27 protein-coding genes and 1 tRNA gene are annotated in these 22343 nt (G+C 67.3%); 19 read left to right on the forward strand and 9 right to left on the reverse strand.

Translation table 11 applies throughout. From position 1 onward, the window contains the following. Positions 1-36: 36 nt before the first annotated feature. The 4 genes from AO398_RS29000 to AO398_RS09050 are packed head-to-tail and all read left to right on the forward strand — an operon-like array spanning position 37 to position 3401. Positions 37-765: a multiubiquitin domain-containing protein gene (locus AO398_RS29000; protein ID WP_201025733.1), complete on the forward strand. Its 729-nt coding sequence runs from the start codon at positions 37-39 to the stop codon at positions 763-765. After that, positions 758-1378 (forward strand): putative metal-binding protein, encoded by a 621-nt coding sequence (locus tag AO398_RS09040; protein WP_058191720.1) that lies wholly within the window; start codon positions 758-760, stop codon positions 1376-1378. The genes AO398_RS29000 and AO398_RS09040 overlap by 8 nt, the downstream gene beginning before the upstream one ends. Continuing rightward, positions 1375-1860, forward strand: coding sequence for a Mov34/MPN/PAD-1 family protein (locus AO398_RS09045; protein ID WP_058191721.1), 486 nt, complete (start codon positions 1375-1377; stop codon positions 1858-1860). The genes AO398_RS09040 and AO398_RS09045 overlap by 4 nt, the downstream gene beginning before the upstream one ends. 2 nt (positions 1861-1862) lie before the next feature. Next, positions 1863-3401, forward strand: coding sequence for an E2 ligase fold family C protein (locus AO398_RS09050; protein ID WP_058191722.1), 1539 nt, complete (start codon positions 1863-1865; stop codon positions 3399-3401). Between the two features lie 153 nt (positions 3402-3554). Here the strand turns inward: AO398_RS09050 and AO398_RS09055 are convergent, their stop codons facing one another. Next, entirely contained in the window at positions 3555-5222 is a 1668-nt protein-coding gene (locus AO398_RS09055; protein WP_058191723.1) for an integrase family protein, read from the reverse strand. 230 nt (positions 5223-5452) lie between these two features. On the opposite strand from AO398_RS09055, the gene AO398_RS09060 reads away from it, so the two are divergent. After that, positions 5453-5529 (forward strand) — tRNA-Arg (locus AO398_RS09060). 25 nt (positions 5530-5554) lie between these two features. Here the strand turns inward: AO398_RS09060 and AO398_RS09065 are convergent. After that, positions 5555-7048: a hypothetical protein gene (locus tag AO398_RS09065; RefSeq protein ID WP_244498703.1), complete on the reverse strand. Its 1494-nt coding sequence runs from the start codon at positions 7046-7048 to the stop codon at positions 5555-5557. A gap of 127 nt (positions 7049-7175) precedes the next feature. Here AO398_RS09065 and AO398_RS09070 point away from each other — a divergent pair, with 127 nt between their 5' ends. Continuing rightward, positions 7176-7565, forward strand: coding sequence for a hypothetical protein (locus AO398_RS09070; RefSeq protein ID WP_244498704.1), 390 nt, complete (start codon positions 7176-7178; stop codon positions 7563-7565). A 44-nt stretch (positions 7566-7609) separates the two neighbouring features. Next, a complete protein-coding gene (locus AO398_RS09075; RefSeq protein ID WP_058191725.1) occupies positions 7610-8107 on the forward strand; it encodes a DUF892 family protein in 498 nt (165 codons plus the stop codon). A 71-nt stretch (positions 8108-8178) separates the two neighbouring features. On the opposite strand, the gene AO398_RS09080 is transcribed toward AO398_RS09075, so the two are convergent. Next, the gene (locus AO398_RS09080) at positions 8179-8424 is read right to left on the reverse strand and encodes a hypothetical protein (protein ID WP_058191726.1); all 246 of its coding nucleotides are present in this window, start codon (positions 8422-8424) and stop codon (positions 8179-8181) included. 80 nt (positions 8425-8504) lie between these two features. Between AO398_RS09080 and AO398_RS09085 the strand changes: the two genes are divergently transcribed. The 5 genes from AO398_RS09085 (at position 8505) to AO398_RS09105 (ending at position 11389) form a co-directional block, all read left to right on the forward strand. After that, on the forward strand, positions 8505-8744 hold the full coding sequence (locus AO398_RS09085; protein ID WP_058191727.1) for a hypothetical protein: 240 nt from the start codon (positions 8505-8507) through the stop codon (positions 8742-8744). A 48-nt stretch (positions 8745-8792) separates the two neighbouring features. Further along, positions 8793-9176 carry a VOC family protein gene (locus AO398_RS09090; RefSeq protein WP_058191728.1) on the forward strand — a complete coding sequence of 128 codons (384 nt, stop codon included), beginning with the start codon at positions 8793-8795 and terminating at the stop codon, positions 9174-9176. Positions 9177-9757: 581 nt separating this feature from the next. Then, a complete protein-coding gene (locus tag AO398_RS09095) occupies positions 9758-10090 on the forward strand; it encodes a hypothetical protein (RefSeq protein WP_058191729.1) in 333 nt (110 codons plus the stop codon). 442 nt (positions 10091-10532) lie between these two features. Continuing rightward, positions 10533-10880: a hypothetical protein gene (locus tag AO398_RS09100; RefSeq protein WP_058191730.1), complete on the forward strand. Its 348-nt coding sequence runs from the start codon at positions 10533-10535 to the stop codon at positions 10878-10880. Positions 10881-11077: 197 nt separating this feature from the next. Continuing rightward, positions 11078-11389: a hypothetical protein gene (locus AO398_RS09105; RefSeq protein WP_058191731.1), complete on the forward strand. Its 312-nt coding sequence runs from the start codon at positions 11078-11080 to the stop codon at positions 11387-11389. Between the two features lie 69 nt (positions 11390-11458). Here the strand turns inward: AO398_RS09105 and AO398_RS09110 are convergent, their stop codons facing one another. Both AO398_RS09110 and AO398_RS28795 read right to left on the reverse strand, forming a co-directional pair. Continuing rightward, positions 11459-11716, reverse strand: coding sequence for a hypothetical protein (locus tag AO398_RS09110; protein ID WP_058191732.1), 258 nt, complete (start codon positions 11714-11716; stop codon positions 11459-11461). Between the two features lie 62 nt (positions 11717-11778). Further along, complete coding sequence (locus tag AO398_RS28795) at positions 11779-11931, reverse strand: hypothetical protein (protein ID WP_160329321.1); 153 nt, start codon at positions 11929-11931, stop codon at positions 11779-11781. Positions 11932-12201: 270 nt separating this feature from the next. Here AO398_RS28795 and AO398_RS09115 point away from each other — a divergent pair, with 270 nt between their 5' ends. Further along, positions 12202-12459, forward strand: coding sequence for a hypothetical protein (locus AO398_RS09115; protein WP_058191824.1), 258 nt, complete (start codon positions 12202-12204; stop codon positions 12457-12459). A gap of 14 nt (positions 12460-12473) precedes the next feature. After that, positions 12474-12719: a hypothetical protein gene (locus AO398_RS09120; protein WP_058191733.1), complete on the forward strand. Its 246-nt coding sequence runs from the start codon at positions 12474-12476 to the stop codon at positions 12717-12719. Between the two features lie 97 nt (positions 12720-12816). On the opposite strand, the gene AO398_RS09125 is transcribed toward AO398_RS09120, so the two are convergent. Then, complete coding sequence (locus tag AO398_RS09125; protein ID WP_058191734.1) at positions 12817-13755, reverse strand: glutathione S-transferase family protein; 939 nt, start codon at positions 13753-13755, stop codon at positions 12817-12819. A 225-nt stretch (positions 13756-13980) separates the two neighbouring features. Next, complete coding sequence (locus AO398_RS09130) at positions 13981-15183, reverse strand: flagellin (protein ID WP_058191735.1); 1203 nt, start codon at positions 15181-15183, stop codon at positions 13981-13983. Between the two features lie 471 nt (positions 15184-15654). Here AO398_RS09130 and AO398_RS09135 point away from each other — a divergent pair, with 471 nt between their 5' ends. Beyond that, positions 15655-16302, forward strand: a complete 648-nt coding sequence (locus AO398_RS09135) for a BA14K family protein (protein WP_082643205.1) — start codon at positions 15655-15657, stop codon at positions 16300-16302. Positions 16303-16635: 333 nt separating this feature from the next. Continuing rightward, a complete protein-coding gene (locus AO398_RS09140; protein ID WP_058191825.1) occupies positions 16636-16956 on the forward strand; it encodes a hypothetical protein in 321 nt (106 codons plus the stop codon). A 1374-nt stretch (positions 16957-18330) separates the two neighbouring features. Here the strand turns inward: AO398_RS09140 and AO398_RS09145 are convergent. Then, complete coding sequence (locus AO398_RS09145) at positions 18331-19293, reverse strand: DJ-1/PfpI family protein (protein ID WP_082643206.1); 963 nt, start codon at positions 19291-19293, stop codon at positions 18331-18333. Between the two features lie 114 nt (positions 19294-19407). Between AO398_RS09145 and AO398_RS09150 the strand changes: the two genes are divergently transcribed. Further along, entirely contained in the window at positions 19408-20049 is a 642-nt protein-coding gene (locus AO398_RS09150; protein WP_058191736.1) for an HD domain-containing protein, read from the forward strand. A 218-nt stretch (positions 20050-20267) separates the two neighbouring features. On the opposite strand, the gene AO398_RS09155 is transcribed toward AO398_RS09150, so the two are convergent. Then, entirely contained in the window at positions 20268-21104 is an 837-nt protein-coding gene (locus AO398_RS09155; RefSeq protein WP_082643207.1) for a porin family protein, read from the reverse strand. A 378-nt stretch (positions 21105-21482) separates the two neighbouring features. Between AO398_RS09155 and AO398_RS09160 the strand changes: the two genes are divergently transcribed. After that, positions 21483-22031: a GAF domain-containing protein gene (locus AO398_RS09160; RefSeq protein ID WP_058191737.1), complete on the forward strand. Its 549-nt coding sequence runs from the start codon at positions 21483-21485 to the stop codon at positions 22029-22031. A 153-nt stretch (positions 22032-22184) separates the two neighbouring features. After that, the gene (locus AO398_RS29005; protein ID WP_201025734.1) at positions 22185-22334 is read left to right on the forward strand and encodes a hypothetical protein; all 150 of its coding nucleotides are present in this window, start codon (positions 22185-22187) and stop codon (positions 22332-22334) included. Positions 22335-22343 lie beyond the last annotated feature (9 nt).

Genomic DNA, 22343 nt, shown 5'->3' on the forward strand with positions numbered 1-22343 from the left:
CCGAGGCGGCCCCTGATCGACCAGCGAGGCTCCACGATGAACGACCACCACGACCCCGACCGTTTCCAGATCCAGGTCGGCGGCCCCGACCTGGACTTCCGCACCATCACGCTCCCTGATCCGGTTCCCACGGGGCGCCAGATCCTCAAGGCGGCAGGGGCCCTGCCGGTCGAGGATCATGCCGCCGTCGCGTTCATGCCCGACGGGGCGTTGGAGACGCTCCGCCTGGACGAGACCTTCGACCTTCGCGGGCACGGCGTCGAACAGGTCCTGGTGTTCCGGACCGACCGCTTCTTCCGTTTCCTGATCAACGACCAGGACGAGGAATGGGGCGTCCCGATGATCAGCGGTCGCGTGCTCAAGGGACTGGCAAAAGTCGATCCCGCCGCGCACGACGTCTTTCTCGACGTCCGCGGTGGCAGCGACATCCTCATCCGCGACAACGAACTCTTCGACCTGGACAAGCCAGGCGTGGAGCGGTTCGCGACGGCACCCAGGGCCGAAGGCCACGACGGATCGGTATCGATCACCGTCGTCGTCAACGGGGAACCCACGGTGGTCGCCGCGAAGGCGGGGGATCTCTTGGCGACGGTCCGGGAAAAGGCGCTGACGCAGACCGAGAACGTCGGGCAGCCGCCGGAGAACTGGGAGCTGAAGGACGATGCGGGTGTCAGCCTCGACCTCGCCGCGACCGTCGGCTCGTTCGGCTTCGGCCGGGATGTCACGCTCTACCTGAGCCTGAAGGCGGGGGTGGCCGGTGCCTGAGATACAGTCCGTCGATCCGACGGTCTCACGCACGAAGTTCGATCGCGAGATCGCGAGGTATCGCGACCGGGAAGCCCACCATCACGGGCGGGGCTGCTTCCTGGTCGACGCGTCCTTTCCGAAGGCGCTGGTCCTCTTCGCCTCCAGGAAGGTCAAGCCCACGGTGCTCGTGGCGGGCGCAGTGCTCGACTTCTCCAACTACGACCTGCGCCCGCCGTCCGTGACGTTCGTCGACCCGTTCACCCGGGCGCCCCTACTCGCCAAGGACCTCACCATCTCGATGCTGCGGCGGCCGCCGATGCCGTCGATGCCTCCGGAGATGCTGCAGGCCATGCTTCAGAGCGGCCAGGTCGTGCTCTCGAACATCATCCAGTTTCACGGTCCCGAGGAGCCGCCGTTCCTCTGCCTGCCGGGGGTCCGCGAGTACCACGATCATCCGGCGCACACAGGTGACTCATGGCTTCTGCACCGGGGTTCTGGCGAAGGCTCCTTGGACTTCATCCTGAACCAGATCTGGAAGTACGGCGTGGACCCGTTCGACCAGATCCAGATCCAGGACGTGAAGGTGACGTTGGGAGGGCTGGGGGCGTCGTTCGACGCGATACCCGAATGACGCTTTCCGACGTCGCACGCGTCGTCGTGCCCCGGACCTGCATCGAACAGGTCCAGCTGCACATGCGTGCCGTCGGCCAAGACGGACACGAGGGCCTCGGCCTCTGGGTCGGGAAGCAGGACGGGGCCCGCTTCACGGTGCTTGAGGCGATCATTCCTGCGCAACGCCACGTCCGGACCGCCGACGGCGTCTGCGTCGTGGTGGGCCCGGATGAACTGCACCGCATCAACAAATGGCTCTTCGAGCACAGGCTGACGCTCGTCGCGCAGATCCATAGCCACCCCGGAAGGGCCTACCACTCAGGCACGGACGACGACTTCGCCGTCGCCACCCGGGTCGGATGTCTGTCGCTGGTGGTGCCGGACTACGCCACGGGACGTTTCGAACTCGCGACCACCGCGACCTTCCGGCTCGATGCGAGCGGGCGCTGGCGCGGGATCCGGACGCCCGAAGTGCGCCGCCTCATCGAGATCGTGGAGTGACCATGGCCTTCGCCAATTTCTTTAACCGCGCCGCCACCGCTGCCTCCCAGGTCCTCAGCGGCTTCGACCTTCCGGCCTTCCGCGGGACCCTGGACGGACATGTCATCGGGATCGCGTTCGACGTCGAGGCCATCCGGTCGACGGAGGCGGCAGCGACCCTCGACCTTCTCGTGAGGCTGGTCTCTCGCCTGCATCCCTCGGTGTGCCTGATCGCTCTCGACCACCATGCCGAGTCGGCCCGTGACAGCCTCATGCAGCTGGCGCTGTCCATCAACCCTGACATCGACCTGTCACGCCATTCCGGCGAGGTGACGGAATGCGTCGTCGTCGGCCGGAGCCGCCCGCGCATCGAAGCCACGATGGTCTTCGCAGGCTCGAATGGCTGGACGGCGACGCTCTCGCGGTCCGGCCCCCAAGGATCGGGCCCGTCGCGCAATCCCTTCGGTGCGGGCGCGGCGGCGTGCATCGCGGCCGCGAACGTCTTCCGAACGGTATTCGCCGATCGGCTGCCCGGCGGGGATCCCGATACGGAGGTCACGCTTTCCCTGTTGGACTACGGGAACGGGCCCCACGGCCGGGAATTCAACCCGGACACCGTCGATCTCGGCGAGGCCCACCTCGTCGGCCTGGGCGCGATCGGTAACGGGGCGGTCTGGGCGTTGTCGCGCATGCCCGGGCTCGCCGGATCTTTGCACTTGGTCGACCATGAGGCCGTGGACCTGTCGAATCTGCAGCGGTACGTGATCGCCGACCAGGCGACGGTCGATGTGGCGAAGGTCACGGCCGCGGAGAGGCTGCTGGCGGACACCCGCCTCACGATCTTTCCCCATCGGAAGCGTTGGGGCGACTATGCCGGGGAGCGGGGGGACTGGTCCTTCGAGCGCGTGGCTGTCGGCCTCGATACCGCGGAGGATCGCATCGCCGTCCAAGCCTCGTTGCCGAGATGGATCGTGAATGCCTGGACCCGCGACATCGACCTCGGCGTCTCGCGCCACCGCTTTGGATCGGACAAGGCGTGCCTTGCCTGCCTCTACCTTCCGGACGGTCAGGTGAAGGCCGAGGATCAGAAGGTCGCCGAGGAGATCGGCCTTCCCGACGCAGTATTGGAAGTCCGAGGCCTGCTGGCGACCAACGGTCCGGTGGACACGGCTTTCGTGACGAGGGTCGCCGAACGCCTGGGGGTGCCCGTCGCGGAACTGATGCCCTTCGTGGGCAGGCCCCTTCGCAATTTCTACCAGGGGGCGATCTGCGGCGGCGTGGTCTTCAACCTCACCGGTGGCGCGCGCCCGGTACGGGCGACGGTGCCCATGGCGTTCCAATCCGCGTTGGCCGGGATCATGCTGGCAGCGGAGCTCGTGAAGCATGCGGCGGGGGTACCCGAGGCGTCCACCACGAGCACCCGCGTCAACCTCCTCCGGCCGCTTCGAGGCCACCACGCCGACCCTAAGGCGAAGGCCGCTCCCGGCCGCTGCATCTGCAGCGACCCCGACTTCATCCGGGCCTATGAGGCGAAATACACGGCGTCGCCATGCCCGATGTGAGGTCGCCGCCGGCACGGGTCCCTCGACCGCCCCATGACGCAAACCGTTCCGCGCACACGGCCGTCGCACGGCGGATCGACCCGTCGGATCAACATCGTGCCCTTCGTGAGGAGAGGAGATCCACGTGTCTCCACGCCGTCCGTCGGGACAGCCTCAGCCTGGAGCCCCTGCCACCCCTGCGCGCCGTTTGTTCGTCCCTTCCTGCGGCTTCCTGTTCACCACCTTCGACCGGACTCGCTTGGCATCACGATTGACGCCGCGCTGCTCCGCCCGACGACGGACGAGTTCGGCTTTCAGCTCCTCGCGCGGGAGCAAAACCGCCGCCGCGGCGGCCGGCTCCAGCAGTCGCTCCCACGCTTCCATCACGGGACGCTTGAAGGCCAGCATCTCCGCCTCCGTATAGCGCCGCGTCGTGCCGTTGGTCTTCCTCACGCCGACCTCGTCGTCGGCATGATCCAGGACGTGGCCGACGAGGGCGATGTGGATCCCGGCCACGTCCTGGACAGAGGACGAGATCACGCGACGCATGTCGTGCGGCGAACTCAACGAGCCCGGGATCGCCGTCATGGTGTGCGTGAGCGTGTCCGCCACGAGATGGCCCACCCTCGCGGGCCGCCCGGCCTTTGCAGGTCGTTGCTTGGGGAATGCCCAGGGCGTCGCCCCGTCGTATTCGAGCCGGTGCCACGTCAGGTAGGCCGTCACGACCCTCCAGCATGCCGGGGGAAGCGGGATGACATGCGGCTTGCCGGTCTGGTTCGTGCGTCGGACCTTCCGGTGGTAGCAACGCCAAAGGCCCCATCCCGGCTCACCGTCCCAGGGCTCGAAATGCTCGACCTCGGCGGTGACGATCGAAAGGCGCCGCTGCCCGGTCCACACCGCCAGGTGCACGGTCGCCGCAACCGCCGGATTGAGGACGCCGGATGCCCTGGAAGTCGCGAGGATCAGGCCCGCCTCCGCCAGGGAGGGGAAGTGCTGCCGCCCCTTCACGCCCGAGAGCTTGGGGGCGCGGACGCGGTCCATGATGCCCTCGCGGACCCCGGAGCGTCGCTCCTGGGCGGGCTCGGCGAGCCAGCGGAAAAAGCGCTTCATGTTCCGCGAGACGTCGTTCGCCTGACTGCGCTTGCCTTCCTTGACGAGCCCTTCGACGGCCATGGCGAGGTCGGCCGCCTCCAGTCGCGCCACGTGGCGCTCATCGAATGGCAGGAGCGCCGGGCATGTCAGCACCTTGCTGTAGTTTCGGATGGTCGCGGGAGCCAGATTCCCCACCGCCTCCTCTGACTTGAGCCATTCGACGTAAGCGACCCGGGCCTCGCCGTAGGTCCAGGTCGTCGCGGCGGGCTGCCTCGCCATGACCTCCGGCACGTAGGGGACCGTCGCATCGCCGTGCCCCTTCTTGCGTGCGTCGGCGGCAAGGAGCGCCTGTCGGTGAAGCTCGATCCACTCGTCCGTCGGGGGGCCGTTGCCGGTCGAGACATGGCGCACGATGGAGGCGCAGACCGTCCGGGCATGAGCGAGGGTCCAGGCATCGATACGCCCGATCCGGAGCCGAAATTCACGCCCCTGGTATTGGACCCGCGCGAAATAGGTCGCCCCACGCGGCTGTATCCTGACGCGCAACCCCCGCTGGATCGTATCGGAAAACTCGGTGCTGAACTTGATCTTCACGTCCCGGATCAAGCCGGACAGGCTCTCGATGAAGGCGACCGTAAGTTCCTGCTTACGGTCCTTCGGCACCACGGGCGGCGGGACGTCGAGCTGCCAGGCGACGTTCGAGTAGGTCACCCCCGGCAGCCGGGGTCCTTCCTTGCGCTTGCCGCCCATCGAAAACCGTCCGAGTTATCCGTTCGTGAGACCTCATAGCTCGGACGGTATTCGGACGGCCATCGGTTTCGCTCGCTTGGACGTGGTTAACCCCTCACGATCCACCGGAAATGCTGTTTGCCCATCAAAGGGTTGGGCGTTTCGGCCTTCTGTGAAGGTGAAAAGCGCGTGGTGGCGGAAAGGCTTGACCCAGGCCCGGACCCGTGGTTTTTGCGGCTCTGGCACCCCCAGACTCCGTAGCTCAGCTGGATAGAGCAGCCGCCTTCTAAGCGGCAGGTCGTTGGTTCGAGCCCAACCGGGGTCGCCAAGCATTTCTGGTGCGCCCGATCGTTTCAGTCGAGCGCGTAGCCGAGAACACCTTCGGTCGATTGCCCCTCGCATCCCGCATCGGCTGACACGAAATGATCGTGACCGCCGGCGTTACACCGGAAGATGGCATGGCTTCCCGGCTGGTGGGTATCGTAGAGATAGCCGGTCTGTCCCAAGGGTGTCTGGCCCTCGCAGGTCGCATCGCGGCTGAGGAAATGATCCGCCCCGGCCACACAGCTCATGAGCTTGGAGGTGCCGGGCTTCGGTAGCAGGAACAATGAGCCGACATGGGCCTCGAAGGCGTAGCCGGGTGCGACGTAACCCGTCGTCACCCAGTGCCCGCCGGGGCCACGGGACCGTTTCAGAGGGGCGCGGTCAGAGGTGCTTGTCTGCGTCGCCGAAGTGATCCGCCACGTGCCGGGGTATGGGTCACCGCCCGAGAAGAAGACGGTGACGTTCGGCAGGAAGGGCGTGATGGTGCCGGAGGGGTCGCGCTGGAAGCCGGGGCTGTGGTTCAGGTAGAAGCCCGTGACGTCGGAGTTCAGATAGCCGAGGGGTGACCACCGGGCCGGGCTTCCGCTCAGGAGGGCCTTCATCGGCATCGTGAAGAGACCCATCTGGTAGGTCTCGCGGTCTGGGTTGCGGGTTGAGTCCTTGCAGGCCACCTGCTGACAATTGCGCCCCGGCAGGCCGGTGATCACGTAGACGTTGCCCGTGGACGGGTCGTAGCCGAAATCCGAGTTCGGGTTGATGGTCGTACCGTCCGTGGCCACGTTCGGTATCCGCACCGGCGGCTCAAAATGCACGCCATCGGCCGTATGGCGGACGTAGAGATCGCCAAAGCCGCTGATGCCCTGCGGCCCGGTCAGATCCGTGGTGAAGACGTACAGGCTGGAACGACCATCGACGTTGACGGTCGCCGGTTGCCCCGTGCCATAGTTTCCTTGCGCGACAGCCGGGTTGAGTGGTGCGATGACGGGCGTCGGGTAATCGACCCAGCTGATTTTGTCGTTCGAGAAAGCCAGGCCTGTCTGATTGTTGTTGCCGGGCTGATTGTCTGCTCCCGAATAGTACATGGCGTAGCTGTATCGCTGGCCATCCGCCGGGTTGAGGAAGCGGCCTTTGATCACGCTGGGATCGCAGACGTAGTGGCGGTTCCAGGATCCCGGCGTGGGTTGGAAGACGATCCGGGCCGGTGAGAACCCCGTCTCCGGATTGTACGAGCGGTGGAAGATGACGTCGGTCTTGCCTTGTCCGCACCACCAGAAATCGGTCTGCCCGTTCTCGGTGATGACGCTCGGGGCGTAGTTGTAGCCCTTCGGGTTCGCTTCGTTGACGAAGAGGGCTTGGGCCTCCGGCCCTTTCCAGCCGCCCTGCGCTGGCGGAGGGACCCCCATGGCGATTGCGGCGCCACTGAGCGTCAGAGCAAGTAGCTTCGATGTCACGATCGTTCCTTCGCCGCGGTCCGGCTCGCAACCTGGATAGATGGCGGGGTGCCCGCCGGTCGATCGCGACATAATGGCTCGCAGACGCCCGCGAACAGGCCGGGCTGCAGGGGGCATCGGCGTCTCGGGTGCGCCGGCTCTGCGGGCACATCTGCCTTCGCGGGACGGATGGCGGGGCCGGATTCGGAGGCGGGAGAGGGTGGATGCCCCTGTACGCGAGCAGTTGTCACACCGGCTCGGCAGGAACATCGGCCTCCAGGATCTCTTCCCACGGACCAAATACCTTGGAGGGCCCGTGTCCAAAATTATAAATATTGGCGTCGTCATCGCGGCAATCACTCTATCTGCGACGAGTGTATTTGCTGCGCCGTGCAACGTCGGCACGACGACGAACATGGCCGGCGCATCCAAGGACACCAGCTCGAATGTCGATGGCGGCACGACCGCCAAGGTGAGCCCCGGCGCGAAGAGTGAATCCCCGGGCACGGTTGGCGCGCTGAACAACGTCGGTGCCGCCAGCATGAAGAATGATGGCTCGAAGAAGGCGCCCGAGGGTCAGCCTGTAAAGCCCGGCGCTGACAACTGCTGAACCTGCGCACTGACGCGTCGGATCATCCCGCGAAGGATCAAGCTATGAGCAATGTGAAGAAGGCAATGGATCTCTATCTCGAAGGGCTGCGCAATCAGCACGCCGTCGAGATGCAGGCCGTCGGGACCATCCAGAATGAGATGCCCCGGATGGAGCCTTATCCGGATCTGTACGCCAAGATGAAGGCCGACCACGAGCGGTCGGTGACGCAGGCTGCCAGGCTCGACGATCTCCTCGCCAAGCACGGGTCGAGCAAGTCTGTGATCAAGCAGGCTGTGACCGGCGCCGTCGCCACGGTCGCGGGCTTCATCCATGTCGGTGCGGATGACGAGGTCCTGAAGAACGTCCTCGCGGCGATCGGCTACAAGGCCTACGAGATCAGCTCCTACAAGGTGTTGATTGCGCTCGCCGATGCGGCCGGCGCCGGCGACGACACGTCGACGCTCGAGCAGTCGATGAAGGAAGAGCAGGAGATGGGCGATTGGCTGGGCAGCAACCTGCCGAACCTCGTTCATGCCTATCTCGAGCGCAAGTCCGCGTAGCGCACGCTGCACATCCCCGTCCGCCCGTGATCACCCCGGGCGGCGGCATCGTCCTGACGATGCGGTGGCGATCAGGGGTGCCGCGGGGCCGCGGCACCAACAAGGGGGCCGATCAGTCGCCGGAGCGCCTGATGCTCCGGGCCGTTGCGACCGGAGGCGAGAAAGGTGGCGAGGCTGAAATCCGTCACGTGGCCGCCCGACGCCATATTGCCGGTGTGTCGCACGAAACTGAGCCCCGTCCCGGGGGCGCGTAGCAGGTGCCAACGGTCGCCGTTCGGACTGGCGTAGATCAGACGCTTGGGTTCGGACGGGCCCATGGTCATCCTCTGGAGCGGCGACCAAGGCCGATGCGCCGATTGGGCCTCGTCAGCGATCCGAGGGCGCCTATATAGCGTGCATGCGCAGCTTTATCCTCGCCCTCGGCCTCTTCGCGATCGTCGCTCCCGCTTCGGCTCAGACGCCCAAACGCGGCAATGAGGACTTGCAGACCTATTGTGCGGGCGACGCCATCACGTTCTGCGCCGGCATTGACCCAAATAGCCCGCAGATGGACGCTTGCTTCAAGAAGAACATGAGCCAGATGTCGCCGAATTGCCGTCGTGCCATCGATGCCTACAAGAGCGGTGGCGGAAAGTAGAATCGCCCTCGCCGCAATCGAGACACCTCGAGGCTAGGGAGAGCCTGCGTGTTCAGCCATGTGATGGTCGGCAGTAACGACATAGCCCGATCGAAAATCTTCTATGATGCGCTGTTCACGGCAATGGGCGGAGAGCCGGGCGTCGCGGATGCGAAAGGTCGAGTGATCTACGCGCACCGGGGCGGGCGCTTCCTCATCGGCAAGCCGATCGATGGCAAGTCCGCGACCGGGGCGAATGGCGGCACCATCGGGTTCACGATGGAAAGCCCGGAGGAGGCCAAGGCTTGGCACGATGCCGGCGTCGCCAACGGTGGGACCACCCTCGAGGACCCGCCGGGTGAGCGCAGCGGCGCCTCCGGTCCGATTTACCTCGCCTACCTTCGCGACCCGGACGGCAACAAGCTCTGCGCTGTTCACCGGATCACGGGCTGATATCTACGCATTTGGCTCGTTGCTGACCGCCCTCGCCAGCCCGCGATCGGTCGGGCGGGGTGGCCGGTCCAGCGTGTCAGGCTGCGGCCCATCGTCGGCGGTGAGCCACCGGCCCCGCGAACGGTCAAGCGATCGCGGGGCGCGGTCACCAGCAATACCGATCGGACACGCCGGACGCGCGTCAGGCTGATCTTTCGTCGCCCTGCGCGTCCGCCAGCGCCGGTTGGCCACACGCGACTGCCGTTCGACCCGGCGCACTGGTGTCAGCTTATCAGCCACCTGCTAATGGCGGGAGACGATGGCCAGTGCCGCATCATCCTGCACGCAGTCGCCGTTGAGCCAAAGGCCGGGTCTTCCTCGCCATGCCCGGAATGAGCCTGCCGGTACCGTGACGCGAACGGCTGGGTCCAACCAGCGGGCGGCATCCCGGCCTTGCGCACCTCCCGAACGCTCTCCGCGTTGATTCGGAGGGCCATCGTGGGCACAGCAAGCGCAGGTCAACGGAATTTCAAACCGTGATATGACTGGGCGCGCTTCCTGAAGCTTCCAATCCAGCGCCTGAAGACGGAGGGCTACCGGACGTGATTGGCTCCCACGCTGAGCCCGACAAGGTGGCCGAGGTCGCTCGGCTGGCGACAGCGATCGCCGACCGCATCCTTGCCCAGAATGCAGCGGGTACGACGATTCCGCCGGAGCAGTTCACGATGCTCGTCAGGGCCGCCCGGATGCTTCTGGACAACGGCGTCGCCTGGCCGCCCGCCGTCGAGCATGTGCTGATGGAGGTGGCGCGGCGCATCGAACAGGCCGAGGCGGTTTCTGACGTTGCTCCGGCCGCGTCCGAGGGTGACGATGCGGTCGTCCACCTGACGCAATTCCTCGGTGCGGTTAAGCGACGTGAGGGCGCTGGCGACTGAGCGTGGAAGCCTCCGGCGGCGTCTTCATGACGGAAAACGGCGCGGGGTACGGTCGGCGCAGCCGCCGACGACGCGCCCTGGCGGACGAGGATTTCGCAGCGCTTGAGGGGGGCAGGGCACCAGCCTGCGGTATCGCCCAGCGCTTGGCCCGATCGCCTGCGTGCTGCGACCACAGTCGGCAGGTATGGTCTGCCGGCGATCCCAGACGATCACACGCCTCGGTACAGCGCATGCCACCCGTGGTTCCGCGCGCGGGCGCGGAGGCGGTCGCCGGAGACGCGCGCAGAGAAGGGCCTACGAGATGGGGCTGCTCCAGCGACCCGTGTGGGCTGGCGGCGCGATTTGAGCGGCATACTGGATCCCGTCGGCCAGCAGCTCCGCCAACGCCGTGAACCACCGCTCACCGAAAGCGTTCTCGGCTCTCAACGATGAGGAGTGCCCCATGAAGGTGATCTCGGCGACCGTTCTGGGTCTGGCGCTATTGGGCGGATTGGCTCCGGCCCTGGCACAGCCCTATGGCGGGCGCGATTACGGCTACGACCGCGGTGACTCCGACCGTCGCGACTACGGTCCCCGCGGCCGAGATTACGATGACCGCGATCGCCGCGACTACGGACGGGACTATGACCGCGGCCAGAGAGGCGGGCGCGGGGACTACGCATTCGACGAGATGGAATATCTGCGCTGCAATCCGGACGTGCGCCGGGCTGTCATCAGCGGTCAGGTCAAATCCGGCCTGTATCACTATCGGAAGGTCGGGATGGCCGAAGGCCGTCGTTTGAGCTGCTGATCGACGGCTCACGGCGCGGGGGGGCGACGGGTGGCGTCCGGGAACGCGCCCGGCCGGCTCGTGACCGGGCGATCGCGTTCCGAGAACCCGGTGATCGATCCGCTGCGCCCCCCTCGGGGGTAACCCACTCAAGGCGTCGGCGACCAATGCTCAGCTCGTGCGTTGAAGGCATCGTCCACCCTCGACCGGAGCGTCCGATGCTCATCCGATCCGTACTGCTTCTCGTCCTCTTCTCGGCGCCGGCTCACGCCGCGGCCTTCGACGACGTGAAAGGGTATCTGGCCTCCTGCTTGCGGTTCGAGATGAACGGCGCCGGCCCGCAACGCGGGGCGACGCCGGCCTCCAAAGTCCGATCCGCCCTGGAACGGTGTGGCCCGGAATTCGATCGCGTCGAACGCGCGGATGGGCGGCGGCTACGCAGCGATGGCGGGATCAGCCCCTCGACCAAGGCGGTCATCCAGGGCGTCATGGGCCGGGGCGGGAACGGCTATTCCAACGTCCGGTACTGACGTCCCGATCGTCTGTCGCGGTGGCAGAGGACCGCGATCGACCGATCGGTCGCGGCGCCTCACGGGCGGTCACGTCCGCAACCGTGTTGCCGCGCGGGCTTCGTCGAACGCCTCATCGTCGGCAGCCCGCTCAGCGGGCGCGTCTGTGCCGCCGTGCTCGCTCGCCCGCTTCACTTCATCGTTTCGTGGTGCACCCATGTCCCCAGGCTCGGAGGCGCCGAGCGAGCGCGGACCCTGTGAGGTCCCGCGGACCGGCAGGTCCGCATAGGCGCGTTCCCCCGGCGGGGTCTCGGCGGGATCGGTCTCGGGACGCTTCGGCTCGATCATGGGCGGGACGCTCTTCGTGAGGGCCTTCGGGCAGCAGGTGGGAGGCTTGGCTCAGGCTTGGCTCAGGTCGGCTGCACCTCGGTGTCCTCGACCTCGGGATCGTCCTCTGTCGGCACGGTGGGCTTGGGCGGCGGTTCGATCTCATCAAGGCGTGACGGATCTTCGATCAGGGCGCCCGGATCCTCGCCCGGCATCGGGGTGTCTGCGTGACTCATGATGTGCGCCTCCGTTCCATCAGCGCTACGCGCTGCGAGCCTGGGCGTTCCCATCCGGTGCTGTCGCGATCGATCCTCACGCATGGCCCGCTCGTTCCGGGCCCGATCCGCTGACGGGATACGAAGCGCCGGAGCGCGGTCGATCGCCTGGGCATGCCGGTCGGCCATCGGTGCCGCGTTGGCGTGACGCGGGAACGGGCGCCATGCCGACCGGTTGGCCCCGCTCGATCAACGGGGGCGCCTGTCTGCCCTCGGCATGGGAGAATGACGATGGCGAATGCAGGCAAGCACGGCATGCACCCCGGCCTCCAGGGCAAGGGATCGGGCTCCGGAGCCATGACCGATCTGCCGGAGGGCGTCCTGGAAGAGAACGCGGTGCTGAGCAACCGCGACAAGGCCCAGCACGACGACGAGCGCGGTCTCGACAGCAAGACGGTTCAGACGGAACAGTACCAGGACCACGTGGCCAACAAGACTGGTTCCGACGAGGCGACCAAGCCGGTTGAGAGCAACGCCGCGGACACCTGAGGTCACGCAACGCCATGCCTGAGAAAAAGCCACCAAGGAAGGCGCCCGCCAAGCCGAAGCCGGCCGAGAAGGCGCCGGCCAAGGTCGGCATGGCCACGCAGCTGGCTGCAATCCAAGACCGCTATCGCCGCGCGATGATCGCCGCCTCTGACCAGCCCTATCGCGAGCAGGGCGAGCAAATCCGCGCGGCGCTGGCGACGTTGCTGGCGGAGAAGGCGGCGCTCGGGGTCGAGGATGGTGAAGAGGCGGCGTCCGAGTAGACGATACTGTGTCCTGGGTGCGCTGCCGGCCGCCGATACTGCGTTGGTCGGCTGCCACCGCCGCGCGGGCCGCAAGGGTGGGCTGCATCGATCCCGGTTACGCGATTGCGGCGACCTCGAAGCCGGCCCGGGGGAAATGAAGGTGGATCGTTCCGACCTTCTCATCCTCACGCCGGATGACGATGCGCTCGGCGTCCAGCGCGACGAGGCTTCCGCGAACTGGGATGCGCGCGAAATCGTCCGGCGTGACCGTCACCGCACGACCGACAGCCAGGCCGGGAGCCTCCATCCCTGCGACGCGCATCTCGATCGGGGCTGGTTCGGCGTCCCGCGCCAGGGTCAGCGCCGCCTCGGGCGAGAGCGCCGTCGGCCGGCCGTGGCCGAGGGCCGTGACGCGGGCGTACCAGGGCAGGATCGGCTCCAGGCCGAGCGCGCGGTCCACCGCCTCGGCGTGCGGCCCGTTCCGCATGAGCCACAGGACGTGGAAATACCCGAGATCCAGAGCCCCCGGCCGGTCGCCGCCCAGGAACGGCCGCCCGGGATCGGACAGGGCGTCGGCAAGCCATGCGACATGCGCGGCCACTCGCTGCCGATGACGCGGATAATCGGGCTCCATCGCCGCATGGCTCATGTCGATGTAGAGATAATCCTCCTTGCGATCGCGCAGGAAATCGGCCGGCCCATCCCCCGTAAAGTGAACGCGAACGCCGATCGCCGCGAGCCATACGTCGCGCTCGAAGCCGAAGGTCGCCGCCTTGGACAACCCGGCCGGGAGGCCGGCATAGAGGCTGGGGCCGGACGCGAGGCGGTCGAGGGCCGGAAGGATCACGTTCGTGTCGCAGTAGATGTCGGCCCCGACCTGCAGCACGGGCACGCGCCGATATCCGCCCGTCAGCGGATCGAGAAGGGGGCGTGGCGGGAGTGCCGCGATCTCGACCGAGGCCCAATCGAGGCCCTTGATGCCGAAGGCCAGACGGATCTTCTCCGAATACGGAGAGGAACCGTAGTGATGCAGGACGAGTGCGGGTTGGGACATGGGAAACTCCGGGCCCCACAAACTGGTGCGGGCCGGCGTCCGAACCAGCCCGGATCTCCCGAGGGCGGAGCCGGCGGGGGCGCGCGTCGTCGCAGGGCGCCCCCGTTCAGGCGCAGCTGACCCGGACGCGGTACGGCATTCCCGCGGTCGCATTCCGGGCGGCCAAAGCGCAAACGGAAACGGCCGGGACGCGGCCCGGCCATTTCAACGTCACATCGCCGATGCTTAGCGCAGCAGCTGCAGGATGCCCTGCTGGGCCTGGTTCGCCAGCGACAGGGCCGAGATGCCCAGGGACTGGCGGGTGGACAGGGCCTGCGAATTCGCAGCCTCCTGGTTCAGATCGGCCGCCGTCAGGTTCGACGAGCCGGTGTCGAGCACGTTGATCAGGTTCTTGCTGAAGTCCTGGCGGTTCTGCACCACCGACAGATTCGAGCCGAAGGTCGACGCATCGGTGCGCAGCTGGTTGGACGCCGTCGTCAGGTTGTTCAGGGTCGTATTGATGTCGGTGTTGAGCAGGAAGTTGCCCTGCCCGATCGTCGAGGTCTTGGTCGAGGTGCTGGTGATCGCCTTCAGGCCGAGGCCGCTCGAGGTCTCGTCGGTCGCCGAGACCGTGAGGTTCGAGTTGCCCTTCGGGTTGAAGTTGATCGTCAGGTTGTTGTTGTCGCTCTTGCCGTTGATCAGGTTCGTGCCGTTGAAGCTCGAATCGCCGGCAAGCTGATCGATCTGGGTCAGCAGGCTGTTGTATTGCGTGGCGAGCGAGGCCCGGGCCGAGACGCCCGACACGCTCAGGTCCGAGCTCTGGCTGGCCATGGTCGTCAGCGTGCTCGTCCCGTAGCTGGGCCCGGAATTCGCCGTGCCGGCTGCAAAACCGAGCGCCGTCTGGCTGGCCGTGTCCTTGAATTCCAAGTCCGAGGACGCGTTCATCACGATCTTGGTGCCGTCGGTGCTCCTGGTGAAGCTGCCGGCGCCGATTGCGGCGTTGAGCTTGGTCAGGGCCTGGTCCAGGGTGTCGCCGGTGGCCAAGGACACGGTGGTGGCCGACCCGTTGACGTAGAGGTTGAGCGTCGTGTTGGCGGCGGGCGCCGAATAGGCGGTCGAGGCGGTGCCGGTGGTGGTGATCTGGGTGGACAGCGCCTGGTTGGCGACCGACTTGGCCTGATCGACCAGCTTCTGGATCGAGGTGATGCCCTGGTTGGCCGCCTGGATCGCCTGGATGCCGTTCGAGATGCCGTCGAGCAGGTTGCCGAGATCGCCCGAGCGCTGGCTCAGCGACTGCGCTGTGAAGAAGTTGACGGGGTTGTCGAGGGCCGAGGAGACCTTCAGGCCGGTGGAGAGCCGGTTCTGGGTGGTCGCGGTCAGCGCGGCCGTATCCTGCAGGGAGAGCAGGTTCTGGCGCGTGGCGGCGGTGAGGGTGACGCTGGAAGACATTGAACCGCATCCATTTTCGGGCGTGCACCGCTTTTTTGCACTACAAGATGAACATTTTATTATCAGTTGCGATCGAAGATAAACAACGTCGAAACGAAAACCAGTTCAGCAAGTGTGATTACGGGTCGGCCCTGGGCCGGGAGCCGCGGGGACCCTCGTTGACTTCGGGGACGAGCCCGATCGTGCGGCGGCCGGGCGCCATCCAGAAGGCCGCGCGTAGAGGGGGATCGCGTCCCGTCTCACGCGGGACGGCTACCGGATCACCCACGAGCGCAGCCAGACGGCGAGCGACGCCACGTGATGTCGGCGTCCCGAATAGTTGAATAAAGACCTATTGATTGCATCTAATGCGTTGTAATCGGGGTCTGAAATTCTGGTTTTCAAATATGGACAGAATGTAGCAACGGCGATTCAGTCGATGAGGCGTTGTCTTACCAGAGAGAGCATTCGCTCCAGAATTGGTAGGGCAGCATGAAGCGGACAATTTTGAGCACGGCCGTGATGGCCGGCGCCTTGGCGATACTTCCGGTCACGGCCGATGCACGCGGTGGCTTCGGCGGCGGCGGCTTCCATGGTGGTGGCTTCGGCGGCGCTGGATTCCGGGGCGCTGGGCTCGGCGGCGGCGGCTTTCGCGGTGGTCTCGGCGGTCGCGGCCTGGGTGGCGGCTTCGGTGTGGGAGGCAACCGCTTCGGCGGGGGCGGTCTTGCAGGCCGCGGCTTCGGGGGCCGTGGCGGTTTCGGCGGTGGCGGCTTTCGCGGCGCAGGCTTCGCCGGCAACCGTGGCTTCGCCGGCTACGGCAGAGGCTACGGCTACGGCCGGGGCTACGGGTATGGCGGATTGGGACTCGGCGTCGGTCTCGGCTTGGCCGGAGCGGGACTCGGCTATGGTTATGGCGGCTTCGGCGACGGCTATTACGGCACGGAGTATGGGCCCGCCGGCTATGGTGGGTACGGTGGCGGCTATGCACCTGCCGGCTACGGCCAGGATTACGGTGCAGTCCAGACCGAGGTCGCGCCTGCCGGGGACGCGGTCAGCTACTGCGTTCAGCGCTTCCGATCGTATGACCGTCGCAGCGGCACGTATCTCGGCAACGATGGTGACCGCCACGCCTGCCCGTAACGACCTCCACGGTTCGTGACGGCGTATCTTGACTACGAAGGCCCCTCGGCCCTGGCGCCGAGGGGCCTTCGGCTGGTCGACGCTCCTGCGGCTTCCGTGGCCAGCCCGGGCGCTCGGTCATCCCGGAGGCAGGCGCTCGGGCTCGAAGGCCTCCGGCGCTGCTGACACATTCCGCGGCACCGGGTGCGCGCAGATCGCTGCTCTCGGAGCTGCTGGCGACCGTGGAGGGCGGTGGCTGGCATGGCCTCGGACCCCAAGGGCCACGGCAGGGGTTGTTGTGATGAGAAATCCGATCGACCTCGACGGGTTTTGACTCGCATCGCGCAGGAATCCATGTCGGACACCACCCAGGCCTCAGTGACGTTCCCCTCCCTCAAGGCCGCGCGATCCGCGCGACAGCGACTGGCTCGCGCAGGCTTCGCCCGGAACAGCATAGAAATCGATCGGCATGGCGACGCGTTCGAGGTCTCCATCAACACGCGTGAGGAGAATCATGCACGCGCGGAGCGTATCTTGGCGGGGTCGCCCCTGGGCAACGATCTGCGACAGGTCGGAGAGCAGGCGGCCGACTTCGTTCAAACCAACCGCTCCCTCGCATTGGGTCTGGCGGTCCTCGCGGGGTTCGCGGTCTTCAGTCTGACGAACCGGCGCTGAAAGCAGCTCACGAAACGCCCGATCACAGGGCGCCCCCTCTGCACAAGACAGTGCAGAGGGCGTTTTGTGAGAAGCTCCCGGTGTGATCGCGCGGAGCGAGGCATCGGACGGCCGTCGCGAGCCCTCCTGGACGCCAAAGCCTCGGCGTCCCCTTCGGGTCTGCCGCGCTCCATGCGTAGCGCGAGCAGGCGTCGCCTCTCACGCCGATCCTCATCAGCTTCACGATCGGATGGCCCGTCTGGCCGGGATGGTCGCGCTCGCACAGACTGGAGCCCCCATCCCGGGCGACCGTACCAAGCCCGCGGCGCCCTGGCCCGGCGCCTCGGCCTCGTCGTGGCGCGCGCAGAGGAGAAGGGCTGCGCTCCAGAATGCGAACGCCACCGAGATCGGGCGGGCTCTTCGCCGGACGTGAAGCAGACCACATCTCGCGGCCCACTGGGTGACCACCCCTAACCGCGTCTGGCGTGCAGGGCGATCTCGGGATGCCGGCCTGCACGGTTCGGCAGCGCAGCGTGCTCGACCGCACTGCACATGACGGATCGGCGCGGCATCTTCATTGCAGACGGTTCGAACGGGCCTCGGCTGGGGCCTGTCGCACGAAGAAAGGGGTGCACGATATGGTTCTGAAGGCCTTCTCCTACGTGATGATCGGCGCCTTCGCGGGCGGCCTAGCGATGACAGTGGCCGGTTCGGCCGGGGTGCGGCTGGGCCTGTAGGCTCACGCGGACGCCAATGCCCGATTGAGCAACCGGTGGCGAGACGACGGAAAAGCGGCGGGGAGCAGGCCCCGTCGCTTTTCCCCTCTTCTCACCGCCATAAGCGTGTTCCAACCGACCCTCCGCCGCGCAGGCGGGCAGCGGCACGTCGTCCCGCCAGCACCGTCACGGCCGGCCCGTGGCGGCGCGGGCGGCTCCGCTCCCGGCGGTGTTCAAGCCCTGTGCGAGCGCCCGACGATGGTCTCGCGTTGCTCCGTGGTCGTGAGGGCGCGCTCGTCCATTCCTGGCCCCGACAATCCGCCCAGCATCCAGGCGCAAGAGCCTCAGCCGGTCCTGTTCGATATGGATCGCGGGGTCCCGAAGTCTTCAGCTGTCGCGCCCGGGCAAGAGTGGCTCCCCGATGCCTCCCGACGGGTAAGGCATCGGTTCGAACCCAACCGGGGTGGCCATCCTAGAAGGGTGGCTAATGATGCTGGCGGCAGAGTGTCCTGTGATACCTGTCACGGATGTTTCCCGTGAAACACATGTTGGCTTGCCTATGGCGTTCGCGCCTGTTTCAGGCCGACGATCCGGGAAGCGGGCCCAAAGGTCCGGGACGTTGCCCACGGTGCTTGCCTAACCGAGCACCAGCAAACCCATTGCTTGAGGATGGGCGCAGCTATCCCCCGCCGTTCCGCCTGCGGAACTCTGCAGGCGTGATCCCGACATGGCGCATGAAGGCCCGGCGCAGGGTGTCGGCATTGGCGAAGCCCGTCCGGGCGGCGACCTGCGCGGCCGCGAGGCCTTCCGCGTCCAGATAGCGCCGCGCCGCCGCGACCCGCGCGGCCTCGACCCAGTCGGCGGGCGTCACGCCGACTTCGCTCCGGAACAGGCGCGCGAAGTGGCGCGGGCTGAGGCCCGCCCGTTCGGCCAGCCGGGCCACGCTGTGGTCCTCTGCGGGGGCGGACGCGATCCAGCGCTGGACCTCCTGAAGCACCGCCCGGCCGGACGCCGCGGCCGTACCGCTGCGGCTGAACTGCATCTGGCCGCCGGGGCGCTTGAAGAACATCACGAGCTGCGCGGCGACCCGCTGGGCCACCGCCCGGCCGAGATCCTCCGCGACCAGGGTGACGGCCAGGTCGAGGCCGGCGGTCACCCCGGCGGCCGTGCAGACCGGACCGTCGCGGACCTGGATCGCATCGGGCTCGACCCGGATCCCGGGGTAGCGCCGGGCCAGGGCGTCGGCCGCAGCCCAATGCGTGGTGATCCGGCGCCCGTCCAGCAAGCCGGCTTCGGCCAGGGCGAAGGCGCCGGTGCAGACTGAGCCGAAGCGCCGGGCCGCGGGGGCCGTGCGCCGCAGCCAGTCGAGCAAGGCGGCCGACGGGCGCCGATGCGGGGCATCCGGCGATCCTGCCACCAGCAGCGTGTCGAGGCTGCCGGGATCGGCCTCGAAGATCGTCCGGTCCGCAAGCAGCCGCGCGCCTGACGAGGTCCGGATCGCGCCGGACTCGGTGGACACGATCTCGGTCCGGTAGACGCCGCGCTCGGCCTGGACGTTCGCCTCCGCGAACACATCCAGCGGGCCGGAGACGTCGAGCATCTGCACGCCCGGTCCGGCAACGATCACCACCCTTCGCTCCACGGTGCCGTCCCTCGCGTCCGTCGCACACGCGATTTGGCCGTCTGAGACGTGTTCCGTCAACTCCGGACGCGTGGTGCGGGGCTACCGTCTTGGTCTCAGCAAGGAGGGAAAGCCATGGCTCATCCAATCGACGGCGTCGCCATCCCCGACAGTGCGCTCGCCCGCGCGGTGACCGAGCTCGTCCGGGACACGGAATCGCCGCTGCTGTTCCACCATTCGAGCCGCGTCTATTATTTCGGTGCCCTGACGGGGAAGCGGCGCGACCTCACCTACGATCCGGAACTGCTCTATGTCGGCGCGATGTTCCACGACATGGGACTGACCCCACAGCACAGCAGCGCGACCGAGCGCTTCGAGGTCGACGGCGCCAACGCGGCCCGGGACTTCCTGCGCGGCCACGGCATCGCCCAGGCCGATATCGACACGGTGTGGGCCGCCATCGCGCTGCACACCACCCGGGGCATCCCGCAGCACATGCATCCGGTGATCGCCCTGGTCACCGCCGGGGTCGAGATGGATGTGCTCGGGCTGACCTATGCCGCTTACAGCGACGCCGCGCGCGAGGCGGTCGTGCGGGCGCATCCGCGGAGCCCGCATTTCAAGGAGGACATCATCCAGACGTTCTACGAGGGGATCCGGCACAAGCCCGACACGACCTTCGGCAACGTCAAGGCCGATGTCATCGCCGACAAGGAGCCGCATTTCCACGCCGGAAACTTCTGTCGCGTGATCCGCGATTCGCCCTGGCGTGGGTGATCCCGATTGGGCTGCCGGTGAGGCGCGACCCCGGAATACGGCACAAAGCCCCGGGCGCCATGGGCGCCCGGGGCTTTGTGGTCGACCTGAGCGCTCAACCTCACAGGGCTGTCGTGCCGAGGCGAAGAGGGGGGGGCGGATGCAGCGTGCGGGTCTTGACCCGCACACCACGTCCAAGAAAGCGCGCCCAGCCCGGAGGCTGGGCGTGCCTGTAGGTCTTAGTACGAGCCGAACTTGTAGTTCAGGCCGGCGCGGACGACGGCGAACTCGTCGTCGCGGCGACCGATGGCGCTGTAGGCGACCGGGACGAGGTTGGCGGCGTTGACGACGAGGGCGCCCTGGTTGCGGTTGCCGCGCTCCAGGTTGACGTACAGGCCTTCGATCTTGAACGTCACGGCCGACGAGCGGAAGAAGTTCAGGAACGACTCGGTCGGGAGGGCGAACTCGACGCCACCGCCGACGGCGTAGCCGGTGCGGAAGCTGTCGTTGCCGGCGTAGCCGCCGAAGGAGCGGTCGGCGCTGCCCGAGCCGTAGGCGAAGCCGCCGGTGCCGTACACGAGGGTGCGGTCGAAGGCGTAGCCGAGGCGGCCGCGCACGGTGCCGAAGTAGTCGAGGCTCGACAGGCCGCGCGGGTCGGTGACGTAGTAGCCCGGGGCCACGGCGCCGCTGATGAAGGCGTTGTTCCGGTTGCGGCCGAAGTCGAGGTACTGGGCGTCGGCCTCGATGCCGACGACCACGCCCGAGCCCGGGGTGAACTGGTAGTTGTAGCCGACCTGGGCGCCGCCGGAGAAGCCGTCCTGGCTGCGGTCGCGGAAGGTGGCGGTGGTGCCGGCGGCGGCGAAGGCGGCGGGGACGCCGAAGACCGAGCTGTTCGAGCGGCTGCTGGCGTCGAAGGCGTAGCCGGCGTTGATACCGAAATAGGCGCCGGTCCAGGTGAACACGGGCACGGGGGTGAAGACGGGCGGCGGGGCGGCGCGGCGCGGCAGGTCGGCGGCCGAGGCGGCGCCGGTCAGGAGGGCCGTGGCGGCGCTCGCGAGAAGAAGCTTCTTGATCATCTGGTCCTCAATCTCCCGTTGATCGGGATGTGCCGAGGGACAGGACGTCAGGAGCGGCCGACGCGATAGTGCAATGGTGCAACAGCGCCCGCGAAGGCTCCTGGCCGGTGGCGGAAAAGGTGCGCTGGAACACATGACGAGCCCGCGATGACTGAGCGATGCGCATTATTCGACCAGGACTGCCGGCAGATAGAAATATGGTTCGTCAATACCGGCGTCCTCGAGGTGTTAACCTGCGTGTAACAATCGCAGCTCGACGCGAGAGCGCTGCCCCGGGTGTAACGCTCGCGTGTAGATTGCGGCCGAGGCGGGCCGTTGGACGGGCCCTGGTAGAATGCGGCGTGGACGATCCGGGCCGCCTCCCTTACCGTTCGGCCCATGTCAGAGGCCCATTTCCCGTCCGACGAGGGGCTGGTGCGGGCGACCGGCCGGTTGGCGGTCGCCCGCACCCTTTCGGAGGTCGTTTCCATCCTGCGCGACACGGCGCTGGACATCGTCGGCGCGGACGGGATCGCCGTGGTCCTGCGCGAGGGCGAGTTCTGCCTGTACGCCGCCGAGGACGCGATCGAGCCGCTGTGGCGGGGACGGCGTTTCCCGCTCACCGCCTGCATCTCCGGTTGGGTGATGCTCAACGACGAGACCGCCGTGGTCCCGGACATCGAGTTCGACCCGCGGGTGCCGAGCGAGGCCTATCGCACCACCTCGATGCGCAGCCTCGTGATGGTGCCGATCGGGTCGCCCGAGCCGATCGCGTCGCTGGGCGCCTATTGGTGCGCCTCGGTGATCCCCGACGACGCGACGGTCTGCCGGCTGGAGACCTTGGCGCATCAGGCTGCGGTCGCGCTGATCCGGCTGCAGGAGCCCGCACAGGTCGGCCGCCCCTGGGCGGCCCCGCCGTCCGATCGCGCGCCTGAGCGAACCGGCTAGGGCTCGGTCCGGGAAGACCTGCCCGGGAAGACCTGCCCATGAAGACCCGCCCATGAAGACCTGCGCGCCTGCGTCGCGGTGGGGATCGTTTGCCAACCTCCGGCCGTTCTCCGCGCGCTCGAAGAACCTGCACGGACGTCTCAAGCCCCCGTCATGAAGCGCATCATCCTCATCAGCATCTTCGTCGTCCTGTTCGCCGCGATCGTCGCGATCGTCGGCCGCTGGTCGATGGTCACGCCTATCAACCCGGCCGTGTCTCCGGATTCCTCCGCGACGCCGAACCCGACCGGTCAGCGGAAGTGAGCATCCCCG

This window comes from Methylobacterium sp. GXS13, assembly GCF_001455965.1.
Classification (GTDB): domain Bacteria; phylum Pseudomonadota; class Alphaproteobacteria; order Rhizobiales; family Beijerinckiaceae; genus Methylobacterium.

Excerpts from the sequence above, each read along its gene's own strand:
- AO398_RS29000 (WP_201025733.1), top strand. The coding sequence starts at position 37 with ATGAACGACCACCACGACCCCGACCGTTTCCAGATCCAGGTCGGCGGC.
- AO398_RS09045 (WP_058191721.1), top strand. The coding sequence starts at position 1,375 with ATGACGCTTTCCGACGTCGCACGCGTCGTCGTGCCCCGGACCTGCATC.
- AO398_RS09050 (WP_058191722.1), top strand. The coding sequence starts at position 1,863 with ATGGCCTTCGCCAATTTCTTTAACCGCGCCGCCACCGCTGCCTCCCAG.
- AO398_RS09055 (WP_058191723.1), bottom strand. The coding sequence starts at position 5,222 with ATGGGCGGCAAGCGCAAGGAAGGACCCCGGCTGCCGGGGGTGACCTAC.
- AO398_RS09065 (WP_244498703.1), bottom strand. The coding sequence starts at position 7,048 with ATGTCGCGATCGACCGGCGGGCACCCCGCCATCTATCCAGGTTGCGAG.
- AO398_RS09075 (WP_058191725.1), top strand. The coding sequence starts at position 7,610 with ATGAGCAATGTGAAGAAGGCAATGGATCTCTATCTCGAAGGGCTGCGC.
- AO398_RS09080 (WP_058191726.1), bottom strand. The coding sequence starts at position 8,424 with ATGGGCCCGTCCGAACCCAAGCGTCTGATCTACGCCAGTCCGAACGGC.
- AO398_RS09085 (WP_058191727.1), top strand. The coding sequence starts at position 8,505 with ATGCGCAGCTTTATCCTCGCCCTCGGCCTCTTCGCGATCGTCGCTCCC.
- AO398_RS09100 (WP_058191730.1), top strand. The coding sequence starts at position 10,533 with ATGAAGGTGATCTCGGCGACCGTTCTGGGTCTGGCGCTATTGGGCGGA.
- AO398_RS09105 (WP_058191731.1), top strand. The coding sequence starts at position 11,078 with ATGCTCATCCGATCCGTACTGCTTCTCGTCCTCTTCTCGGCGCCGGCT.
- AO398_RS09110 (WP_058191732.1), bottom strand. The coding sequence starts at position 11,716 with ATGATCGAGCCGAAGCGTCCCGAGACCGATCCCGCCGAGACCCCGCCG.
- AO398_RS28795 (WP_160329321.1), bottom strand. The coding sequence starts at position 11,931 with ATGAGTCACGCAGACACCCCGATGCCGGGCGAGGATCCGGGCGCCCTG.
- AO398_RS09115 (WP_058191824.1), top strand. The coding sequence starts at position 12,202 with ATGGCGAATGCAGGCAAGCACGGCATGCACCCCGGCCTCCAGGGCAAG.
- AO398_RS09120 (WP_058191733.1), top strand. The coding sequence starts at position 12,474 with ATGCCTGAGAAAAAGCCACCAAGGAAGGCGCCCGCCAAGCCGAAGCCG.
- AO398_RS09125 (WP_058191734.1), bottom strand. The coding sequence starts at position 13,755 with ATGTCCCAACCCGCACTCGTCCTGCATCACTACGGTTCCTCTCCGTAT.
- AO398_RS09130 (WP_058191735.1), bottom strand. The coding sequence starts at position 15,183 with ATGTCTTCCAGCGTCACCCTCACCGCCGCCACGCGCCAGAACCTGCTC.
- AO398_RS09135 (WP_082643205.1), top strand. The coding sequence starts at position 15,655 with ATGAAGCGGACAATTTTGAGCACGGCCGTGATGGCCGGCGCCTTGGCG.
- AO398_RS09140 (WP_058191825.1), top strand. The coding sequence starts at position 16,636 with ATGTCGGACACCACCCAGGCCTCAGTGACGTTCCCCTCCCTCAAGGCC.
- AO398_RS09150 (WP_058191736.1), top strand. The coding sequence starts at position 19,408 with ATGGCTCATCCAATCGACGGCGTCGCCATCCCCGACAGTGCGCTCGCC.
- AO398_RS09155 (WP_082643207.1), bottom strand. The coding sequence starts at position 21,104 with ATGATCAAGAAGCTTCTTCTCGCGAGCGCCGCCACGGCCCTCCTGACC.
- AO398_RS09160 (WP_058191737.1), top strand. The coding sequence starts at position 21,483 with ATGTCAGAGGCCCATTTCCCGTCCGACGAGGGGCTGGTGCGGGCGACC.
- AO398_RS29005 (WP_201025734.1), top strand. The coding sequence starts at position 22,185 with ATGAAGCGCATCATCCTCATCAGCATCTTCGTCGTCCTGTTCGCCGCG.